The organism is Burkholderia sp. MSMB1826 (genome assembly GCF_001526325.1).
Taxonomy (GTDB): domain Bacteria; phylum Pseudomonadota; class Gammaproteobacteria; order Burkholderiales; family Burkholderiaceae; genus Burkholderia.
In genome coordinates this window covers 79,111-98,271 of the sequence record NZ_LOYN01000030.1, presented here as the reverse complement: position 1 = coordinate 98,271, position 19,161 = coordinate 79,111, and the positions used below count along the sequence as shown (strand labels likewise).

Here is a 19,161-nt window from a genome sequence, read left to right as displayed (position 1 = left end):
AATGTGCATCTTCAGTTGCATACGTGCCCATGATGCACGCATGACCGGAAATGGTGCGCGCGGGGCGCGAATTCCGGGCATGGCGCCCGCATGGGTGAATGGCCCGGCGATCCGGGACGTGCGTGCACTCTAGCAACGATCCTTTCGCCGCGCCAGCAAACCGGGCCATGTTGGCCATTCGGCCGGGCTTTCGCGCCTTACGTCGCGGGATGCGACCCCGTTCCGGAGCCCTTCGAGACGGTGCTCGGACCAACATGGCATGCGAGTTGCTGAGAAGAGTCCGTCACAACATTCCAACTCATCCGACGGGACAACCCAGCGAGAGGACTTCATGAAACTCATTACCGCAATCATCAAGCCGTTCAAGCTCGATGAGACGCGCGAAGCGCTGTCGGCGCTCGGCGTCTCGGGCATCACGGTGACGGAGGTCAAAGGGTTCGGGCGCCAGAAGGGGCACACCGAGCTGTACCGCGGCGCCGAATACGTGGTCGATTTCCTGCCGAAGATGAAGATCGAGGCGGCCGTGTCCGACGATCTCGTCGACCAGGCGGTGGAAGCGATCGAGCGGGCCGCGCGCACGGGCAAGATCGGCGACGGCAAGATCTTCGTCACGCCGATCGAACAGGTGATCCGGATTCGCACCGGGGAGACAGGCGCGGACGCGCTGTAACAGAACAGACAAGACAAGCGACAAGAGGAAACCCAAGATGCGCAAACTTCTGATGTCCCTGCTGATGGCCGGCTCGCTGATCGCGGCCGGCGTTGGCTCCGCGCTCGCCGACGACGCGGCGTCCGCCGCGGCTGGTTCCGCCGCGGCTGCTTCCGCGCCGGCCGCCGCTACTTCCGACGCATCGGCTGCCGCCGCACCCGCTTCGGCGCCGGCCGCCGACGCATCCGCCGCCGCTGCCGCACCCGCTTCGGGCGCGGCCGACGCATCGGCCGCCGCATCCGCGCCGGCCGCCCCGGCGGCGCCCACCGCACCGTTCTCGGTCGATTCGTCGAAGATCAGCGCGGGCGACACCGCGTGGATGCTCACGTCCACCGCGCTCGTGCTGTTCATGACGATCCCCGGCCTCGCGCTGTTCTACGCGGGCATGGTCCGCAAGAAGAACGTGCTCGCGACCGTGATGCAAAGCTTCGCGATCACCGCGCTGATCACGGTGCTGTGGACGGTGGTCGGCTACAGCCTCGCGTTCACGCCGGGCAACGGCTTCATCGGCGGCCTGTCGCGCGTGTTCCTGCACGGGATGAACTACATCAAGGGCGACAAGGCGACGACGCTGACGGTCAGCCATCTCGCGTCGACGATTCCGGAATCGGTCTACTTCGTCTACCAGATGACGTTCGCGATCATCACGCCGGCGCTGATCTGCGGCGCGTTCGCCGATCGCATGAAGTTCTCGGCGATGCTCGTGTTCATGACGCTCTGGTCGCTGATCGTCTATGTGCCGATCGCGCACATGGTGTGGGAGCCGACCGGCTGGCTGTCGGCGGACGGCGTGCTCGACTTCGCGGGCGGCACCGTCGTGCACATCAACGCCGGTATCGCGGGCCTGATGTCGTGCCTGGTGCTCGGCAAGCGCGTCGGCTACGGGCGCGAATCGATGGCGCCGCACAACCTCGTGCTGACGATGATCGGCGCGTCGATGCTGTGGGTCGGCTGGTTCGGCTTCAACGCGGGTTCCGCGGTCGCGGCCGACGGCCGTGCCGGCTTCGCGATGCTGACGACGCAGGTCGCGACGGCCTGCGCGGCGCTCGGCTGGATGTTTGCCGAATGGATCGCGAAGGGCAAGCCGTCGGTGCTCGGCATCGTGTCGGGCGCGGTCGCGGGTCTGGTGGCGATCACGCCGGCGGCCGGCTTCGTCGGCGTGGCGGGCGCGCTCGTGATCGGTATCGCGGCGGGCGTCGTGTGCTTCTGGTCGGCGACCTGGCTCAAGTCGAAGCTCGGCTACGACGATTCGCTCGACGCGTTCGGCGTGCACGGCGTGGGCGGGATTCTCGGCGCACTGCTGACCGGCGTATTCGCGGTCAAGGACATCGGCGGCATGGACGGCAGCCTGCTGCTGCAGGCGAAGGGCGTGCTGATCACGCTCGTGTACAGCGGCGTGCTGAGCTTCGTGCTGCTGAAGCTGATCGATCTGACGATCGGCTTGCGCGTGTCCGAAGAGGAAGAGCGCGAAGGCCTCGACGTGGTGCTGCACGGCGAGCACGTGGAATAAGTCACACGAACCACGGCGGGCCGCCGCGACGACGGCGCCCGCCCCCGAATGAGCGCAGCGACTTCGGCCCGCCTACCCGGCGGGCTTTTTTTCTCCTGACGCGTGCTGTCGTAGCGGATAACCCTTCACTCTATCGGGTCAATAGCCGAAAACTTCCTCCATATCCTTGTGAAGCCGGGAACAATCCCCAAATGGGCAAGGCAATTGCTCTACAATCTTCATTCTCCCGCTCGCGAGTGATTCATGGTTCCCCACCTCGTTACCGCGTTGAACGGTCCGCTGCTCGAACTCGAGCAGAAGATCCTCGACGCGACGCCTGCGATCGAACGCTGGTTCAGGCTCGAATGGCAGGAACACACCCCGCCGTTCTATTGTTCGGTGGACCTGCGCAATGCCGGCTTCAAGCTGGCGCCCGTCGACGCGAACCTGTTTCCCGGCGCCTTCAACAATCTGCCGTCCGAAGTGCTGCCGCTCGCCGTGCAGGCCGCGATGGCCGCGATCGAGAAGATCTGCCCGGACGCGAAGAATCTGCTCGTGATTCCCGAGCTGCCGACCCGCAACGCGTTCTACCTGGAAAACGTCGCGCGCCTCGCGACGATCATGCGCCAGGCCGGCCTGAACGTGCGTTTCGGCTCGCTCGACCCCAGCATCACCGACATGACGCCGATCACGCTGGCCGACGGCCAGAAGATCGTGCTCGAACCGCTCGAGCGTTCGCAGCGCCGCCTCGGCCTGAAGAATTTCGATCCGTGCTCGATCCTGCTGAACAACGACCTGTCGGCCGGCATCCCGGCCGTGCTGGAAAACCTGCACGAACAGTACCTGCTGCCGCCGCTGCACGCGGGCTGGGCCGTGCGCCGCAAGTCGACGCACTTCGCGTGCTACGACGACGTCGCGAAGAAGTTCGCGAAGATGGTCGGCGTCGATCCGTGGATGGTGAATCCGTATTTCGCGCACGTGGAAGGCGTCGACTGGCAGGCGCATGAAGGCGAGCAGGCGCTCGCCGACGCGATCGACGGCGTGCTGAAGAAAATCGCGCGCAAATATCGCGAATACGGGATCAGCGAGAAGCCGTACGTCGTCGTGAAGGCCGACGCGGGCACCGCGGGCCGCGGCGTGATGACCGTGCACGACGCGGCCGAGATCGGCCGCATGACGAAGGCCGAGCGCGCGCAGATGGCCGAATCGAAGGCCGGCCTCGCGGTGCGCGACGTGATCGTGCAGGAAGGCGTCTACACGTTCGAGCGCGTCGGCGACGAAGTGGCCGAGCCGGTCGTGTACATGATCGACCGCTACGTGGTCGGCGGCTTCTACCGCACGCACGGCGGCCGCGAGCGCGACCAGAACCTGAACGCGCCCGGCATGCACTACGTGCCGCTCGGCTTCGAGCACACCGCGCTGCCGGATGCCGGCGCGAAGCCGGGCGCCGCGCCGCCGAACCGTTTCTACATGTACGGCGTCGTCGCGCGGCTGTCGCTGATCGCGTCGTCGATCGAACTGGAAAAGACCGACCCTGAAGCCATCCAGGTGTAACGGACCTTCGCTACGTACAGGACCCGCATGGACATTCTTTTTATCGCCGACCCGCTCGAGCATTTCAAGATCTACAAGGATTCGACCTACGCGATGATGGCGGAGGCCGCCCGGCGCGGGCATGCGGTGTACGCGTGCGAACCGCGCCACCTCGCGTGGACGGGCTCGGCCGTCGAGGCCGACGTGCGGCGCATCGCGTTCGTCGGCGAACTGGACGACCTGCATCGCGACACCTGGTTCGACGCGGGCGCGGTCGATGCGCGCCGTCTCGAATCGTTCGGCGCGGTGCTGATGCGCAAGGATCCGCCGTTCGACATGGAGTACGTGACGTCGACGTGGCTGCTCGAGCTGGCCGAGCGTGCCGGCGCACGCGTGTTCAACCGGGCGCAGTCGATCCGCGATCATTCGGAGAAGCTCGCGATCGGCGAGTTCCCGCAGTTCGTCGCGCCGACGCTCGTCACGCGCGACGCGAAGCGGCTGCGCGCGTTCCACGCCGAGCACGGCGACGTGATCCTGAAGCCGCTCGACGGAATGGGCGGGATGGGCGTGTTCCGCGTGAAGCCGGACGGCATGAACCTCGGTTCGATCGTCGAGATGCTGAGCCACGACGGCACGCGCTCGGTGATGGCGCAGAAGTTCATCCCCGAGATCAAGGCCGGCGACAAGCGCATCCTGCTGATCGGCGGCGAGCCGGTGCCGTATTCGCTCGCGCGGATTCCGCAGGGCAGCGAGGTGCGCGGCAATCTCGCCGCGGGCGGGCTCGGCGTCGCGCAGCCGCTGACGGCCCGCGACCGCGAGATCGCCGCAACGCTCGGGCCCGTGCTCGCGTCGCGCGGGCTGCTGCTGGTCGGCCTCGACGCGATCGGCGACTGGCTGACCGAGGTGAACGTCACGAGCCCGACGTGCTTCCGCGAGATCATGGAGCAGACGGGCTTCGACGTCGCCGCGATGTTCATCGACGCGCTGGAGCGTGCGGCCGCGTAGGCCGCCTTCCGTGCAACCCCGGCGGCGGCCGCGCAGGCCCCCCGTCGCCGGAGCCGCTTGACCGGCCTGCTACAATGCCCGCTTGCCCGGTGCCGCGATCGGCGCACCGAAGGCCCGGCGGTCGGGCCGACACTGTTGCAAGGCTGAACATGAAACGTTCCCCATACTCGCTACGCTCATTGCCCCGCCGCGGGGTATCGGCCCGCCAGGGGCGGCCGGGAGCGATCTGACATGGCCGGGATTCTGATCATCGCGCACGCGCCGCTCGCCACCGCGCTGCGGGACTGCATCGCGCACATCTACGGCGGCGTGCCCGCCCGCATCGGCTGCATCGACGTGATGGCGGACAGCGATCCGGCCCAGGTGATGGCGTTTGCGCACGCGGAACTCGCGCGGCTCCGGGAAGACAACGGCGTGGTCGTGCTGACCGACATGTACGGCGCGACGCCCGCGAACATCGCGGGCCAGCTCGCGAAGCTCGACAACGTGCGCGTGCTCGCGGGCGTGAACCTGCCGATGCTCGTGCGGGCCGTCTGCTACCGCACCGTGCCGCTCGACAAGCTGGTCGACAAGGCGCTGTCCGGCGGCGCGAAGGGCGTCCACGAGGTATCGGCCGGCACGCCGCCGCCGCCGTCGGAAACCGGCTGCGGCCAGTGCGCGCCGATTCCGCCCGAACCGCAGCCGCGCACCGAATCGCACTGAGCCGCCGTTTTCCGTTTTAGCCCGACCCGCCGGCGCGCGCCGCCGGCGGTCCCGACCGACCCGACCGAGAATCATGCTTCAACAAGAAACCACCATCGTCAATAAATTGGGGCTCCATGCACGCGCATCGGCCAAGCTTACGCAACTGGCCGGCAACTTCCAGTCGGAAGTCTGGATGACACGCAACGGGCGCAAGATCAATGCGAAGAGCATCATGGGCGTGATGATGCTGGCGGCCGGCATCGGCAGCACCGTGACGATCGAGACCGAAGGGCCCGACGAGCGGGAAGCGATGGATGCGCTGCTGAAGCTGATCGCCGACAAGTTCGGCGAAGGCCAGTGAGCGCGACGCGGAATCATTGCCGTTTCCAGTCAGAATGCCGCGGATGTCGCGGCATTTTTTTCGTCGGAAGCATTGATGCGGAATGCGCAATGCTGCGCTGCATGCAGTCAGCAGGGAGTCGCGGAATTTATAATCGCTAACCGGGGTCATAAGCGCATCGCAGCAGTGTGCCGCGGCTTTACTTGTACAGAGGAGGTGCGCGTGTCCTTCACGCTGCATGGCATTCCCGTCTCACGAGGTATCGCGATCGGGCGAGCCTATCTGATCGCGCCGGCGGCGCTCGACGTCGCCCATTACCTGATCGAGGCCAACCAGACCGACGCCGAAGTGGAGCGATTCCGCACGGCGCGCGACGTCGTGCGTCGCGAGCTCGAAGCGCTGCGCGCCGACCTGACCGATGACACCCCGAGCGAAGTCGGCGCATTCATCGACGTCCACACGATGATCCTCAGCGACGAGATGCTCGTGCAGGAAACCATCGACCTGATCCGCACGCGCCGCTACAACGTCGAATGGGCGCTGACCGAGCAACTCGAACTGCTCACGCGCCATTTCGACGACATCGAGGACGAATACCTGCGCGAGCGCAAGGCCGACATCGAGCAGGTGGTCGAGCGCGTGCTGAAGGCGCTCGCCGGTGCGCCGTCCGCGTCGCAGGCGCTCGACGGCGCGGCCGCGAACGGCACGAACGAGATGATCGTCGTCGCGCACGACATCGCGCCGGCCGACATGATGCAGTTCAAGACGCAGTCGTTCCAGGCGTTCGTCACCGATCTCGGCGGCCGCACGTCGCACACGGCGATCGTCGCGCGCAGCCTCGGCATTCCGGCCGCGGTCGGCGTGCAGCATGCGAGTGCGCTGATCCGCCAGGACGACCTGATCATCGTCGACGGCGATCAGGGCATCGTGATCGTCGATCCCGCGCCGATCGTCCTCGAGGAATATTCGTACCGCCAGTCCGAGAAGGTGCTGGAGCAGCGCAAGCTGCAGCGCCTGAAGTTCTCGCCGACGCAAACGCTGTGCGGCACGAAGATCGACCTGTACGCGAACATCGAGCTGCCCGACGACGCGAAGGCGGCCGTCGAGGCCGGCGCGGTCGGCGTCGGCCTGTTCCGCTCCGAGTTCCTGTTCATGCATCAGAAGGAGATGCCGGAAGAGGAGGAGCAGTTCGCCGCGTACAAGCGCGCCGTCGAGTGGATGAAGGGCATGCCGGTGACGATCCGCACGATCGACGTCGGCGCGGACAAGCCGCTCGACGCGCTCGACGAAGGCTACGAAACGGCGCCGAACCCGGCGCTCGGCCTGCGCGCGATCCGCTGGAGCCTGTCCGAGCCGCAGATGTTCCTCACGCAGTTGCGCGCGATCCTGCGCGCGTCCGCGTTCGGCCAGGTGAAGATCCTGATCCCGATGCTCGCGCACGCGCAGGAGATCGACCAGACGCTCGACCTGATCCGCGAGGCGAAGCGCCAGCTCGACGACGCGGGGCTCGCGTACGATCCGAACGTGCGCCTCGGCGCGATGATCGAGATCCCGGCCGCGGCGATCGCGCTGCCGCTGTTCCTGAAGCGCTTCGATTTCCTGTCGATCGGCACGAACGACCTGATCCAGTACACGCTCGCGATCGATCGCGCCGACAACGCGGTCGCGCACCTGTACGACCCGTTGCATCCGGCCGTGCTGCACCTGATCGCGTACACGTTGCGCGAAGCGAAGCGCGCGGGCGTGTCGGTGTCGGTATGCGGGGAGATGGCGGGCGACCCGGCGCTCACGCGCCTGTTGCTCGGGATGGGGCTCACCGAGTTCTCGATGCATCCGAGCCAGTTGCTCGTCGTGAAGCAGGAGATCCTGCGCGCGCACCTGAAGGCGCTCGAAAAGCCGACGGCCGACGTGCTGGCTGCGTTCGAGCCGGAAGAAGTCCAGGCGGCGCTGCAGCGGCTGTCGATCGCCGAGCCGCGGGCGGATGCGGCTGCCTAGGCGTTCTTGCCGCCGCTAACCATCGCGAAACGTCACGCATGCGCGGCCCGGCGCATGCCCGTCGCGCGTCAGTGCCGGCCCCTGCACACCGGGCAGTCGGCCTGGCGCGCGATTTTCATCGTCGTCCATTCCATCCGCAGCGAATCGAGCATCATCAGCCGCCCGTTCAGCGTCTTGCCGATGCCGCCGATCACGCGCAGCGCCTCGGCCGCCTGCATCGCGCCGATGATCCCGACGGTCGGCGCGAACACGCCCATCGTCGCGCATGCGACTTCCTCGAACGGCTGGTCTTCCGGAAACACGCACGCATAGCAGGGCGCGGCCGCGTCGCGGAAGTCGAACGTGCTGATCTGGCCGTCGAAGCGAAGCGCGGCACCCGACACGAGCGGCACGCCGTGCGCGACGCATGCGCGGTTGATCGCGTGCCGCGTCGCGAAGTTGTCGGTGCAGTCGAGCACGACGCTCGCATGCGGCACGTGCGCGTCGAGCCACGCATCGTCGACGCGCGCCGCGACCGCGTTCACCGTCACCTCCGGGTTCAGTTGCGCGAGCGTGTCGCGCCCCGATTCGACCTTGCTGCGGCCGACCGATGCCGTCACGTGCAGGATCTGCCGCTGCAGGTTCGTGAGGTCGACCGTATCGGCGTCGACGAGCGTGAGCGTGCCGACCCCCGATGCCGCGAGATACATCGCGGCCGGCGAGCCGAGGCCGCCCGCGCCGACGACGATCGCATGCGCGTCGAGAAAGCGCTGCTGCGCGTCGATGCCGATTTCGTCGACGAGGATGTGGCGGGAGTAGCGAAGGAGTTGATCGTCGTTCATGGGGGCTCGTGAGCGAGGCGGGCGGACGTTCGTTATTTTAGGCGCGCATGAAAAACGGGCCATCGCGGTCTTCCCGCGATGGCCCGTCGGATGCCGGCCGGCGCTTACTTCGGCGCGGAGGCGGGCTTCGGTGCGGAAGCCGGCTTCGCGGCGCTTGCGCCCGATGCCTTCGCGGCCGCGGCGGCCTTGCCGGCCGGGCTCTTCGTCGTGCTCTCGGCGAGCAGCGACTTCGATTCCTGGACCGGCTTGCCTTCGAGCTTGTTGAGCGCCTGCTGCATCATGAAGTCGTCGGCGCTGCCGAACTCGATCGGCTTGCGATCGCGATCCTTCTGGCGCTGCTCCGGCGTCTTCTTGTCGTTCTGCTCTTCGAGAATGCGCAACTGGTCCAGCCGGCGCTGCTCGCGCTCTTCCTGCTCCTTCTTCTCGTTCGGATCCTGCGTGTTCGCGAGGTGGTTCGTGTAGTCGACCTCGCGCGTCACGAGCACGTCGTCCGGATCGCCGTCCGCGTACTGATCGACCGGCACGTCCGGCGTGATGCCCTTGTTCTGGATCGAACGGCCGCTCGGCGTGTAGTAGTACGCGGTGGTCAGGCGCAACGCGGTGTCGGCCGTCATCGGGCGGACCGTCTGCACCGAACCCTTGCCGAACGTCGTCTTGCCCATGATCTGCGCGCGCTTCGAATCCTGCAGCGCACCGGCGACGATTTCCGACGCGGACGCCGAATACGCGTTCGTCAGCACGATCATCGGCACGGTCTTGAAGACCGGCGGCAGGTTCTTCAGCGGATCGCCGTCGAAGGACGGCAGGCGATAGTTGTCGTACGTATCGCGGTAGACCTGCTTCGAATCGGGGATCTGGCCGTTGGTCGACACGACGACCGAGTCGGGCGGCAGGAACGCGCCGGCCACGCCGACCGCGCTCTGCAGCAGGCCGCCGCCGTTGTTGCGCAGGTCGAGGATGAGGCCCTTCAGATTCGGTTGCTGGCGCGCGATGTCCTGCAGCTTCTGCGCGAGATCCGGCGTCGTGCGCTCCTGGAAGCTCGTGATGCGGACATACGCGTAGCCCGGATCGAGCATCTTCATCTTCACGCTCTGGACCTTGATGATCGCGCGCGTGACCGTGACCGGGAACGTGCGGTCGTCGCTCTTGCGGAAGATCGTCAGCGTGACCTTGGTGCCCGGCTCGCCGCGCATCTGCTTCACGGCCTTGTCGAGCGTCATGCCGCGCACCGGCTTGTCGTTGATGCGCGTGATCAGGTCGCCCGGACGGATACCGGCGCGGAACGCCGGGGTATCCTCGATCGGCGAGATCACCTTGACGAGGCCGTCTTCCTGCGAGATCTCGATGCCGAGGCCCGCGAAGCGGCCCTTCGTCTGCTCCTGCAGCTCGTCATAGTCGGTCTTGTCGAGGAACGACGAGTGCGGATCGAGGCTCGACACCATGCCCTTGATCGCGGCCGTCAGCAGCTTCTTGTCGTCGACCGGTTCGACGTACTCGCGCTTGATCTGCCCGAATACTTCCGCGAACAGGCGGAGCTGGTCGAGGGGAAGCGGCGCCGTGGCGGTCTGCTCGGCCGATGCGGAAACCTGCAGCGTGGCGAACACGCCCGTGGCAAGGCCCGCGGCAATCAGGCCGATGTTCTTCAAATTCATTCGCATAGAGATCTGGTGCGGTCGGGAAGCGCGTGGCGGTAGCGGGGATGTAGCGGACAAGTATAACTGTTCGTCCGATAACTCAGTGGAACGGCGCGAAAAGCGTCGACAAGGCCGCAGAAGGCCCGGCGAGGCACCGCCGGGCGCGCTGCGGGGTTCGAAAGCGGATTCGACCGCAGCAGGGCCGCGAAGGTTCGCGCGACGTGCGGCCCGGCGTTCGAGGCCGGGCCCGGCACGCCGCGCCGGAACGCGGCTTGTCCGTCGCGCCGGGCGTCAGCCCGCCTTGCCCTGCTTCGCGACGGCGGCCTGCGCCTGCGCGATCGCTTCCTGGTCGCCGAGGTAATAGTGCTTGATCGGCTTCAGGTTCTCGTCGAGTTCATAGACGAGCGGCACGCCGTTCGGGATGTTCAGGCCGACGATGTCGCTGTCCGAGATGCCGTCGAGGTACTTGATCAGCGCGCGCAGCGAGTTGCCGTGCGCCGCGATCAGCACCTGCTTGCCGGCGCGCACCGCCGGCGCGATCGACTCGTTCCACAGCGGCAGCACGCGTGCGACCGTGTCCTTCAGGCACTCGGTGAGCGGCAACTGCTCGCGCGGCACCTTCGCATAGCGCGGGTCGCCGAACGGCGCGCGCTCGTCGGTCGGCTCGAGCGCGGGCGGCGGCGTGTCGTAGCTGCGGCGCCACACGAGCACCTGCTCGTCGCCGAACTTCGCGGCCGTTTCCGCCTTGTTCAGGCCCGACAGCGCGCCGTAGTGGCGCTCGTTCAGGCGCCACGAGTGGACGACCGGCAGGTACATCAGATCCATCTTGTCCTGCACGTGCCACAGCGTGCGGATCGCGCGCTTGAGCACCGACGTGTACGCGATGTCGAACGTGTAGCCGGCCTCCTTGAGCAACTCGCCGGCCTGGTAGGCCTCGTTGCGACCCTGTTCGGTCAGGTCGACGTCGACCCAGCCGGTGAAGCGGTTTTCCTTGTTCCACGTCGATTCGCCGTGGCGGATGAGAACGAGTTTGTACATGGATCTTGCGGTCGGTAGTGAAGGGAAGCGGGGCGCGTCGCGCGGCGCCCGGACCGGGCCCGCCATCGCGCAAGGCGGTTATTTTATAATGGCGGGATTGTCCTCATCCGATTTCTCTTCTTCCGGCGGAATTCCGTGACGTTCTTTACCAATTACACCAACCTGGCCCTTATCGCGATCCTGGTGGTTTCCGGCGGCCTGCTCGCATGGCCCGCACTGCGCCGCGGTCGCGGCGGCCTGTCTGCCGCGGAGGCGACGCAGCTCATCAACCGTCGCAACGCGGTCGTGATCGACCTGCGCGCCGCCGCCGATTTCGCCGCCGGCCATCTGCCGTCGGCGCGTCAGGTCGCGCCGGGCGAGATCGGCGCGAAAATTGCGCAGGTCGCGAAGAACAAGAGCACCCCGGTGCTGCTCGTCTGCCAGAACGGCCAGCAGTCGCAGAAGGCGGCGCGCGAGGTCGAGGCGGCGGGGTACGCCGAGGTGCACGTGCTCGAAGGCGGCGTGGCCGCCTGGCAGCAGGCCGGGATGCCGGTCGTCAAACAAGGAGTGGCGAAGTGAACAAGGTTTTGATGTACAGCACGCAGGTGTGTCCGTATTGCATGCAGGCCGAGCGCCTGCTGAAGCTGCGCGGCGTCGAGCAGATCGAAAAGGTGCTGATCGATCGCGATCCGGCCCGCCGCGAGGAAATGATGACGCGCACGGGGCGCCGCACGGTGCCGCAGATCTATATCGGCGACACGCACGTCGGCGGCTACGACGATCTGTCGAAGCTCGACCGCGAAGGCGGCCTCGTGCCGCTTCTGCAAGCGGCCTGATTAGGGCAGAATGGCCGCCGGCCGCGCCGCGGCTTGGGCGCGCAGGATTCATCCGTGGCGGCCGGCGAACAGCCGGGCCGCCCCGTCACCACTTTTAGGGAAACACCATGTCCGACGTCGAAAACCAACCGTTCTTCAACATCCAGCGCGTCTACCTGAAGGATATGTCGCTCGAGCAGCCGAATTCGCCGGCGATCTTCCTCGAGCAGGACATGCCGTCGGTTGAAGTCGAAGTCGACGTCAAGGCCGACCGCCTCGCGGAAAGCGTGTTCGAAGTCGTCGTGTCGGGTACCGTCACCGCGAAGGTGAAGGACAAGGTCGCGTTCCTGATCGAAGCGAAGCAGGCCGGCATTTTCGACATTCGCAACATTCCGGACGAACAGCTCGACCCGCTCGTCGGCATCGCGTGCCCGACGATCCTGTTCCCGTACCTGCGCTCGAACATCGCCGACGCGATCACGCGTGCGGGCTTCCCGCCGATCCACCTGGCGGAAATCAACTTCCAGGCGCTGTACGAGCAGCGTCTCGCGCAGCTTCAGCAGCAGGCCGGTGCGGCAGGTGCACCGAACGGCGCGCCGAATGGCGCGCCGAACGGCACGACGCTGAACTGACGTTTCGCTCGGACCGGTGCTGGGTATGAAAGTAGCCGTTCTCGGCGCCGGTGCCTGGGGCACCGCGCTCGCGGGCCATCTGGCCGCGCGGCACGATACGCTCTTGTGGGCGCGCGACGCCGCGCTCATCGCCGGGCTGCAGGCCCGGCACGAAAACTCCCGCTATCTGGACGGCATCGCGCTGCCCGATGCGCTGCGTTACGACGCCGATCTCGGCGCCGCGCTCGCGCATGGCGCCGCGGACGACGCGCTGTGCGTGATCGCCGCGCCGGTGGCCGGGCTGCGCACGCTGTGTCGCGCGATGCGCGACGCAGGCTGCGCGCCCGCGCACATCGTCTGGGTCTGCAAGGGCTTCGAGGCCGACACGCATCTGCTGCCGCATCAGGTGATCGCGGCCGAGCTGCCCGAACAGCGGAGCAACGGCGTGCTGTCCGGCCCGAGCTTCGCGCGCGAGGTCGGACAGTCGCTGCCCGTCGCGCTGACGGTGGCGAGCACGTCGGCCGAATGCCGCGAGCGCACGCTCGCCGCGTTCCATCACGGCGCGATGCGGATCTATACGGGCGACGACGTGGTCGGCGTCGAGGTCGGCGGCGCGGTGAAGAACGTGCTGGCGATCGCGACCGGCATTTCCGACGGCCTCGGCCTCGGGCTGAACGCGCGCGCCGCGCTGATCACGCGCGGCCTCGCCGAAATGTCGCGGCTCGGCGTGGCGCTCGGCGGCCGCGCGGAAACCTTCACGGGCCTCACCGGCCTCGGCGACCTGATCCTCACCGCGACGGGCGACCTGTCGCGCAACCGCACGGTCGGCCTGCAACTGGCGGCCGGCCGCACGCTGAACGACATCCTCGGCGCGCTCGGCCACGTGGCCGAAGGCGTGCGCTGCGCGCAGGCCGTGCTGGCGCTCGCGCACGCGCAGGCGATCGAAATGCCGATCACGGAAGCGGTGTGCGGCGTGCTGTTCGACGGCATCGCGCCGCGCGACGCGGTCAGCGGTCTGCTGCGCCGCGACGCGCGCGCGGAGTAGGCCCGCGGGATTGCCCGGCACGGGTGCGCCGGGCACGCGGCGCCAAAGCGGACTACGCTTGAAGCGTCTCCGGCGTTCTGCGAGGTCGTCATGCTGCAGATCCATTCCACCACGCTCGATGCGCAGGTCGTCGATATCACGACGCTCGACGTCGATGCGATCGTCAACGCCGCGAACGGCTCGCTCCTCGGCGGGGGCGGCGTCGACGGCGCGATTCACCGCGCGGCCGGCCCCGGCCTGCTCGCCGAGTGCCGCACGCTCGGCGGCTGCGACACCGGCGACGCGAAGCTCACGCGCGGCCACGGGTTGCCCGCGCGCTACGTGATCCACGCGGTCGGGCCGGTATGGTATGGCGGCGCGCGCGGCGAGGCCGAACTGCTCGCATCGTGCTATCGGCGCGCGATCGAGCTGGCCGAAGAGGTTGCCGCGACGTCGATCGCGTTTCCGGCGATCAGCTGCGGCGTCTACCGCTATCCGGCTGAAGCTGCCGTCGATATCGCGGTCGGCACCGTCATCGAGATGCTCGCGCAGGCGCCGAACCTCGCCCGCGTGGTATTCGCGTGCTTTTCCCCCGACATCTACGACCTGTACCGCGCGCGCCTCGTGCGAACCTGACGCGTTCGGCGCCCGGGCTGCGTGCGTCGCGCGTCAGGCGCCGCCTTCGAAGCCGGCCTGACGCCAGGCCTCGAACACGACCACCGCGACCGTGTTCGACAGGTTCAGGCTGCGGTTGTCCGGCCGCATCGGCAGGCGCACGCGCTGTTCGTTCGGAAAGCGTTCGAGCAGCTCGGCGGGCAGGCCGCGCGTTTCGGAGCCGAACACGAACCAGTCGCCGGGCAGGAACGCACGATCGTGGAAGCGGCCCGAGCCGCGCGTCGTGAACGCGAACATCCGCGCGGGCTCGGGCGCTTCGGCGGCGACGAACGCGTCCCAGTCGCGATGCACGCGCATCTGCGCATACTCGTGATAGTCGAGGCCGGCGCGGCGCATCCGCGCGTCGTCGAGCGGAAAGCCGAGCGGCTCGATCAGGTGCAGGTGCGCGCCGGTGTTCGCGCACAGGCGGATCACGTTGCCGGTGTTCGGCGGAATTTCGGGGGCGACGAGAACGACGTTGAACATGTTTCGATTGGGCTGGGGCGGCCGGAGCGGCGCAGCGCGCGTGTGCATCTGGCCGGCCGGTTCGTGACGGCCGCACGCGGGCGGCCGGCTTCTCTATCTAATTAATCCCTGGCGGTGCGCAGCGCAACCAGATTCGTCACGCGTGCGGCGCCCGCCGCCTTCAGCGCCTGCGCGGCCGCCGCGAGCGTCGCGCCGGACGTCATCACGTCGTCGACGAGCGCGATGTGACGACCGGCGACGTCGCCTGCCACCGCGAAAGCCGCCATCACGTTGTCGCGTCGTGCGTGCCGGTCGAGCCGCGACTGCGGCGCGGTGTCGGCGACGCGCGCGAGCAAGGCCGCGTCCGCTTGCACGCCGAGCCTGCGCGCGAGCGGACGCGCGATCGCCCACGCCTGGTTGTAGCCGCGTGCGACGAGCCGCCGGTGCGACAGCGGCACGGGCGCGACGAGGTCGAAGCCGCGCGCATCGCGCGTATCGTCGACCAGCCGTGCGAGCCGGGCCGCGAATTCGCCGCCGAGCGCGAGCCGCGCATGAAACTTCAGGCCGCGCGCGAGCCCGTCGAGCGGCGCGCGGTAATCGGCGAGTGCGAGCGTCGCGTCGAACGGCGGCGGCGCGGTGCGGCACGCGTCGCACCGGTACGCGGCCGCGCGGCCGGCGCCGGGGCGACGGCCGCCGGGCGATCGCACGTGCCCGACGCCGAGCGGCAGCGCGCAGACGTCGCAGCGCAGCCGCGCTTCATTCCAGTACGCGGCATCGCAGGCGCCGCAAATCACGGAGTGTGACAAATTGCCGCATAGCGCGCACCGGTTCGGCAACGCGACCGCGGCAACGCGCGCGCCCCATGTTCTGGCGTGCGACAAAACGACGCGCACCGAGCGTTCGGCGGAACCGCGGACCATCGCAACACTCCTGGCATGCCGCCTCAATGAAGCTTGCGAGGCGAGCGAGTATACTTCGGGCTCTTCGCCAGTGTGCCCGACATGTCCCCAGCTTCGACTTCAACCGGCCGTCCGGCCAATGACGCCAGGCGCCTGCGGCGGATCTTCGACCGCCGTGCCGCCACGTTCGATGCGGTTGCGTTCCTGCCGCGCGAGATCGCGCAGCGGATGAACGAGCGCCTCGAATACATCAAGGTGAGCCCCGCGGCCGTGCTGGATGCGGGCTGCGGCCCGGGCGACGATCTCCCGGCGCTGCGCGCGCGCTTTCCGGAAGCGCCGGTGTTCGGCGTGGACCTGTCCGGCGCGATGCTCGCGCGGGCCGGCCGGCGCGAAGTCGAGCAGACTACCTGGCGCCGCTGGCTGCCGGCGTCGCTCGGCCGGGCGCTGGGCCAGCGCGGCCCGCGCGTCGCGCAGGCCGACTTCGCCGCGCTGCCGTTCCCGGGCGGCGCGTTCGACCTGATCTGGTCGAATCTCGCGCTCCACTGGCATTCGCGTCCCGATACCGTCTTCCCCGAATGGCAGCGCGTGCTGCGCGTGAACGGGCTCCTGATGTTCAGCACGCTCGGCCCCGACACGCTGCGCGAGCTGCGCGCGGCTTGCGCGGACGCCGAAGCGGCGCTCGGCATCGCGCCGCCCGCCGCGCGCGTGATCGATTTCGTCGACATGCACGACCTCGGCGACATGCTCGTCGAGAGCGGCTTCGAGATTCCCGTGATGGACCAGGAAGTGCTGACCGTCACCTACAAATCCGCCGATTCCCTGCTGGCCGACGTGCGCCGCTGGGGCGCCTATCCGTTCGAGCGCACGGCGCCGCGGCACGCGATGCGGCGCTTTCGCGCAGCGCTCGGCGACGCGCTGGATGCGCGCCGGCGCGAGGACGGCACGATTCCGTTGACCTTCGAGGTGATCTACGGCCACGCGTGGAAGGCCGTGCCGCGCACGACCGCGGAAGGGCACGGGATCGTGCGCATCGAGGACATCGGCAAGGGGCGTCCGAAGAATCGGTAAAGCGGTAAAGAGGGGTTTTGTTATGTCTGAAATTAGCGGCGCAAAGCGGGGTCGAATTGGCGGCTAAAACGGCCGAAAAGCTTGTCGCGCTTGGCTTGGCGGGCGATAGGCGCTTGCTTGTGGATGCCATTGAACCCGCCTATAATGCGTCAGCTTGTCGTCCCGGGGTCCCCGCAATACGGGGCGACGAGTCCGATGCAGGCATGCATCGCATGCCATTCGCGTGAGGCGGCGATGGAAGCAGCGAGGGTTTTGGCGGAGACGGCGGACAGCGAACCGATCCTCGAAGATTGGCTCATGAAACGCAACTGTTCGGTGTCGCCACGCCAGTTCGTGCTGTTTTACGCGTCGCTCGCGGGCTTCTCGCTGGCGATCGCGGCGTTGCTGATGTGGAGAGGGGCCTGGCTCGTCATGCCCTTTACCGGCATCGAGTTGCTGGCGGTCGGTGTCGCATTTGCGATCTATGCTCGCCATGCGGTCGATTACGAGCGCATCAGGCTGTTTCCGCACCGGCTCGTGATCGAGCGGATGGATGCGGAGCGGCTCACGCAGATCGAATTCAACCCGCGCTGGGTGCGGGTCGAGCCGGGTGCGACGCCACGCGATCCGATTCGGCTGGTGTCGCGCGGGCAGACCGTCGTAATCGGGCAGCATCTCGCGCAGTACAAGCGTGCGCAGTTCGCCGACGAACTGCGCGTGTCGCTCAGGCGCTGCGGCTGACGAGGCGCAGCCATCGGCCGGAACGGGCCGGCGGCTTGCGACGGGGGAGGGTTTGAATGGAAATTTTGGGTAAGGATGCTATGAAAACAATCAAGCGAGCCCTCGCGGGCGTGCTGGCATGCAGCGGATTGCTCTTTGCCGGTGCGGCCCTGGCGGTCGGTGATAGCCCGGGCGGCCCCCGTGTCAACGAGATCAACTTTCAGCCGCCGGTCACGAAAATCGCCGAGGAGCTCTACGATCTCCACACGATGATGCTGATCCTCTGTACGGTGATCTTCGTCGGCGTGTTCGGCGTGATGTTCTATTCGATCTTCGCGCACCGCAAATCCAAGGGCCACAAGGCCGCCAATTTCCATGAAAGCACGACCGTCGAGATCATCTGGACGATCGTGCCGTTCGTCATCGTCGTGCTGATGGCGCTGCCGGCGACGAAGGCCGTCGTCGCGATGAAGGACACGACGAACGCCGATCTCACGATCAAGGTCACCGGCTACCAGTGGAAGTGGGGCTACGACTACGTGAAGGGCCCGGGCGAGGGCATCGGCTTCCTGTCGACGCTGACCACCCCGCGCGACGAAGTGATGGGCAAGAAGCCGATCACCGACACCTATCTGCAGGAAGTCGACAATCCGCTCGTCGTGCCGGTCAACAAGAAGATCCGCATCATCACGACCGCGAACGACGTCGTCCACTCGTGGTACGTGCCCGCGTTCGGCGTGAAGCAGGATGCGATCCCCGGCTTCGTGCGCGACACGTGGTTCAAGGCCGACAAGGTCGGCACGTTCCGCGGTTTCTGTACCGAGCTGTGCGGCAAGGAACACGCGTACATGCCGGTCGTCGTCGAAGTGCTGTCGGAAGACGACTACGCGAAGTGGGTCACCGCGCAGAAGGCGAAGCTCGCCAGCGCGGCGGTCGATCCGAACAAGGTCTACACGATGGCCGAACTCGTCGCGCACGGCGAGGAAGTCTACAAGGCGAACTGCGCGGCCTGCCACCAGGTGAACGGCAAGGGCCTCGGCGCGTTCCCGGCGATGGACGGCAGCCCGATCGTGAACGGCCCGATCGCGGCCCACGTCGAGCGCGTGCTGCACGGCAAGGGCGCGATGCCGTCGTGGGCATCGCTGTCGGACCTCGACATCGCTTCGGTCGTCACGTACGAACGCAACTCGTGGGGCAACCACAAGAACGACCTGCTGCAGCCGAAGCAAGTGGCTGACGCACGCAACGGCAAGATGCCGGAAGACACCGCGGGCGCGGCACCGGCAGAAGCGGCTTCGGCATCGGCGCAAGCCGCGTCGGGCGCCGAGCAGCCGGCGGCAGCGGCATCGGCCGCGCTGTCGACGATCTACTTCGAGACGGGCAAGAGCGTGCTGCCGGCCGACGCGAAGGCGGCGATCGCCGCCGCGGTCGACTATGCGAAGGCGCATCCGGACGCGAAGCTCGCGCTGTCGGGCTTCACCGACAAGACCGGCTCGGCCGACGCGAACGCCGAACTGGCGAAGCATCGGGCCCAGGCCGTGCGCGATGCGCTGAAGGCAGCAGGCGTGGCGGAAGACCACATCATTCTCAAAAAGCCGGAAACGATCACGGGCGGGGCTGACGCGAAGGAAGCCCGGCGTGTCGAGATCGGCCCGGCGGCTTGACGTGTCGCTGAGTTAGTCGACGTATTCGCATTAGG

20 protein-coding genes are annotated in these 19,161 nt (G+C 67.5%); 15 read left to right on the top strand and 5 right to left on the bottom strand.

All coding sequences use genetic code 11. From position 1 onward, the window contains the following. Positions 1 to 331 precede the first annotated feature (331 nt). The 7 genes from WS95_RS19910 (at position 332) to ptsP (ending at position 7,755) form a co-directional block, all read left to right on the top strand. Positions 332 to 670 (top strand): P-II family nitrogen regulator, encoded by a 339-nt coding sequence (locus tag WS95_RS19910; RefSeq protein ID WP_006398175.1) that lies wholly within the window; start codon positions 332 to 334, stop codon positions 668 to 670. 37 nt (positions 671 to 707) lie between these two features. Then, positions 708 to 2,219, top strand: a complete 1,512-nt coding sequence (locus WS95_RS19905; RefSeq protein WP_059825185.1) for an ammonium transporter — start codon at positions 708 to 710, stop codon at positions 2,217 to 2,219. A gap of 243 nt (positions 2,220 to 2,462) precedes the next feature. Continuing rightward, on the top strand, positions 2,463 to 3,752 hold the full coding sequence (gene gshA, locus WS95_RS19900) for a glutamate--cysteine ligase (RefSeq protein WP_034208466.1): 1,290 nt from the start codon (positions 2,463 to 2,465) through the stop codon (positions 3,750 to 3,752). 27 nt (positions 3,753 to 3,779) lie between these two features. Beyond that, positions 3,780 to 4,736: a glutathione synthase gene (gene gshB, locus WS95_RS19895; RefSeq protein WP_059825182.1), complete on the top strand. Its 957-nt coding sequence runs from the start codon at positions 3,780 to 3,782 to the stop codon at positions 4,734 to 4,736. A 231-nt stretch (positions 4,737 to 4,967) separates the two neighbouring features. Next, on the top strand, positions 4,968 to 5,438 hold the full coding sequence (locus WS95_RS19890) for a PTS sugar transporter subunit IIA (RefSeq protein WP_034208464.1): 471 nt from the start codon (positions 4,968 to 4,970) through the stop codon (positions 5,436 to 5,438). Between the two features lie 73 nt (positions 5,439 to 5,511). After that, the gene (locus tag WS95_RS19885; protein WP_006477716.1) at positions 5,512 to 5,781 is read left to right on the top strand and encodes an HPr family phosphocarrier protein; all 270 of its coding nucleotides are present in this window, start codon (positions 5,512 to 5,514) and stop codon (positions 5,779 to 5,781) included. A gap of 201 nt (positions 5,782 to 5,982) precedes the next feature. Beyond that, positions 5,983 to 7,755 carry a phosphoenolpyruvate--protein phosphotransferase gene (gene ptsP / locus WS95_RS19880; protein ID WP_034208770.1) on the top strand — a complete coding sequence of 591 codons (1,773 nt, stop codon included), beginning with the start codon at positions 5,983 to 5,985 and terminating at the stop codon, positions 7,753 to 7,755. A gap of 68 nt (positions 7,756 to 7,823) precedes the next feature. Here ptsP and WS95_RS19875 read toward each other — a convergent pair whose 3' ends face one another. The 3 genes from WS95_RS19875 to gpmA form a co-directional block, all read right to left on the bottom strand. Next, positions 7,824 to 8,576, bottom strand: coding sequence for a HesA/MoeB/ThiF family protein (locus WS95_RS19875; protein ID WP_059781419.1), 753 nt, complete (start codon positions 8,574 to 8,576; stop codon positions 7,824 to 7,826). A gap of 104 nt (positions 8,577 to 8,680) precedes the next feature. After that, positions 8,681 to 10,234: a S41 family peptidase gene (locus WS95_RS19870; protein ID WP_034208462.1), complete on the bottom strand. Its 1,554-nt coding sequence runs from the start codon at positions 10,232 to 10,234 to the stop codon at positions 8,681 to 8,683. Between the two features lie 267 nt (positions 10,235 to 10,501). Continuing rightward, complete coding sequence (gene gpmA / locus WS95_RS19865; RefSeq protein ID WP_034208461.1) at positions 10,502 to 11,248, bottom strand: 2,3-diphosphoglycerate-dependent phosphoglycerate mutase; 747 nt, start codon at positions 11,246 to 11,248, stop codon at positions 10,502 to 10,504. 135 nt (positions 11,249 to 11,383) lie between these two features. On the opposite strand from gpmA, the gene WS95_RS19860 reads away from it, so the two are divergent. The 5 genes from WS95_RS19860 (at position 11,384) to WS95_RS19840 (ending at position 14,313) form a co-directional block, all read left to right on the top strand. Further along, positions 11,384 to 11,806, top strand: a complete 423-nt coding sequence (locus tag WS95_RS19860; RefSeq protein ID WP_034208460.1) for a rhodanese-like domain-containing protein — start codon at positions 11,384 to 11,386, stop codon at positions 11,804 to 11,806. Then, entirely contained in the window at positions 11,803 to 12,063 is a 261-nt protein-coding gene (grxC, locus tag WS95_RS19855; RefSeq protein ID WP_006477722.1) for a glutaredoxin 3, read from the top strand. Before WS95_RS19860 ends, grxC begins: the two co-directional genes overlap by 4 nt. A 107-nt stretch (positions 12,064 to 12,170) precedes the next feature. Continuing rightward, a complete protein-coding gene (secB, locus tag WS95_RS19850; RefSeq protein WP_059781425.1) occupies positions 12,171 to 12,674 on the top strand; it encodes a protein-export chaperone SecB in 504 nt (167 codons plus the stop codon). 25 nt (positions 12,675 to 12,699) lie between these two features. Beyond that, entirely contained in the window at positions 12,700 to 13,698 is a 999-nt protein-coding gene (locus WS95_RS19845; protein ID WP_059825179.1) for an NAD(P)H-dependent glycerol-3-phosphate dehydrogenase, read from the top strand. 90 nt (positions 13,699 to 13,788) lie between these two features. Then, complete coding sequence (locus WS95_RS19840; RefSeq protein ID WP_034208458.1) at positions 13,789 to 14,313, top strand: O-acetyl-ADP-ribose deacetylase; 525 nt, start codon at positions 13,789 to 13,791, stop codon at positions 14,311 to 14,313. 33 nt (positions 14,314 to 14,346) lie between these two features. Here the strand turns inward: WS95_RS19840 and trmL are convergent, their stop codons facing one another. Both trmL and WS95_RS19830 read right to left on the bottom strand, forming a co-directional pair. Next, positions 14,347 to 14,817: a tRNA (uridine(34)/cytosine(34)/5-carboxymethylaminomethyluridine(34)-2'-O)-methyltransferase TrmL gene (gene trmL / locus WS95_RS19835; protein ID WP_034208457.1), complete on the bottom strand. Its 471-nt coding sequence runs from the start codon at positions 14,815 to 14,817 to the stop codon at positions 14,347 to 14,349. A 101-nt stretch (positions 14,818 to 14,918) separates the two neighbouring features. Next, positions 14,919 to 15,716, bottom strand: coding sequence for a ComF family protein (locus WS95_RS19830; RefSeq protein WP_059825178.1), 798 nt, complete (start codon positions 15,714 to 15,716; stop codon positions 14,919 to 14,921). Positions 15,717 to 15,797: 81 nt separating this feature from the next. On the opposite strand from WS95_RS19830, the gene WS95_RS19825 reads away from it, so the two are divergent. From WS95_RS19825 to coxB, 3 genes are all read left to right on the top strand, one after another. Then, positions 15,798 to 16,763: a methyltransferase domain-containing protein gene (locus tag WS95_RS19825; RefSeq protein ID WP_059825175.1), complete on the top strand. Its 966-nt coding sequence runs from the start codon at positions 15,798 to 15,800 to the stop codon at positions 16,761 to 16,763. A 195-nt stretch (positions 16,764 to 16,958) separates the two neighbouring features. Further along, positions 16,959 to 17,483 carry a DUF2244 domain-containing protein gene (locus WS95_RS19820; RefSeq protein ID WP_052100358.1) on the top strand — a complete coding sequence of 175 codons (525 nt, stop codon included), beginning with the start codon at positions 16,959 to 16,961 and terminating at the stop codon, positions 17,481 to 17,483. Positions 17,484 to 17,539: 56 nt separating this feature from the next. After that, positions 17,540 to 19,126 carry a cytochrome c oxidase subunit II gene (gene coxB / locus WS95_RS19815; protein WP_059825172.1) on the top strand — a complete coding sequence of 529 codons (1,587 nt, stop codon included), beginning with the start codon at positions 17,540 to 17,542 and terminating at the stop codon, positions 19,124 to 19,126. Positions 19,127 to 19,161 lie beyond the last annotated feature (35 nt).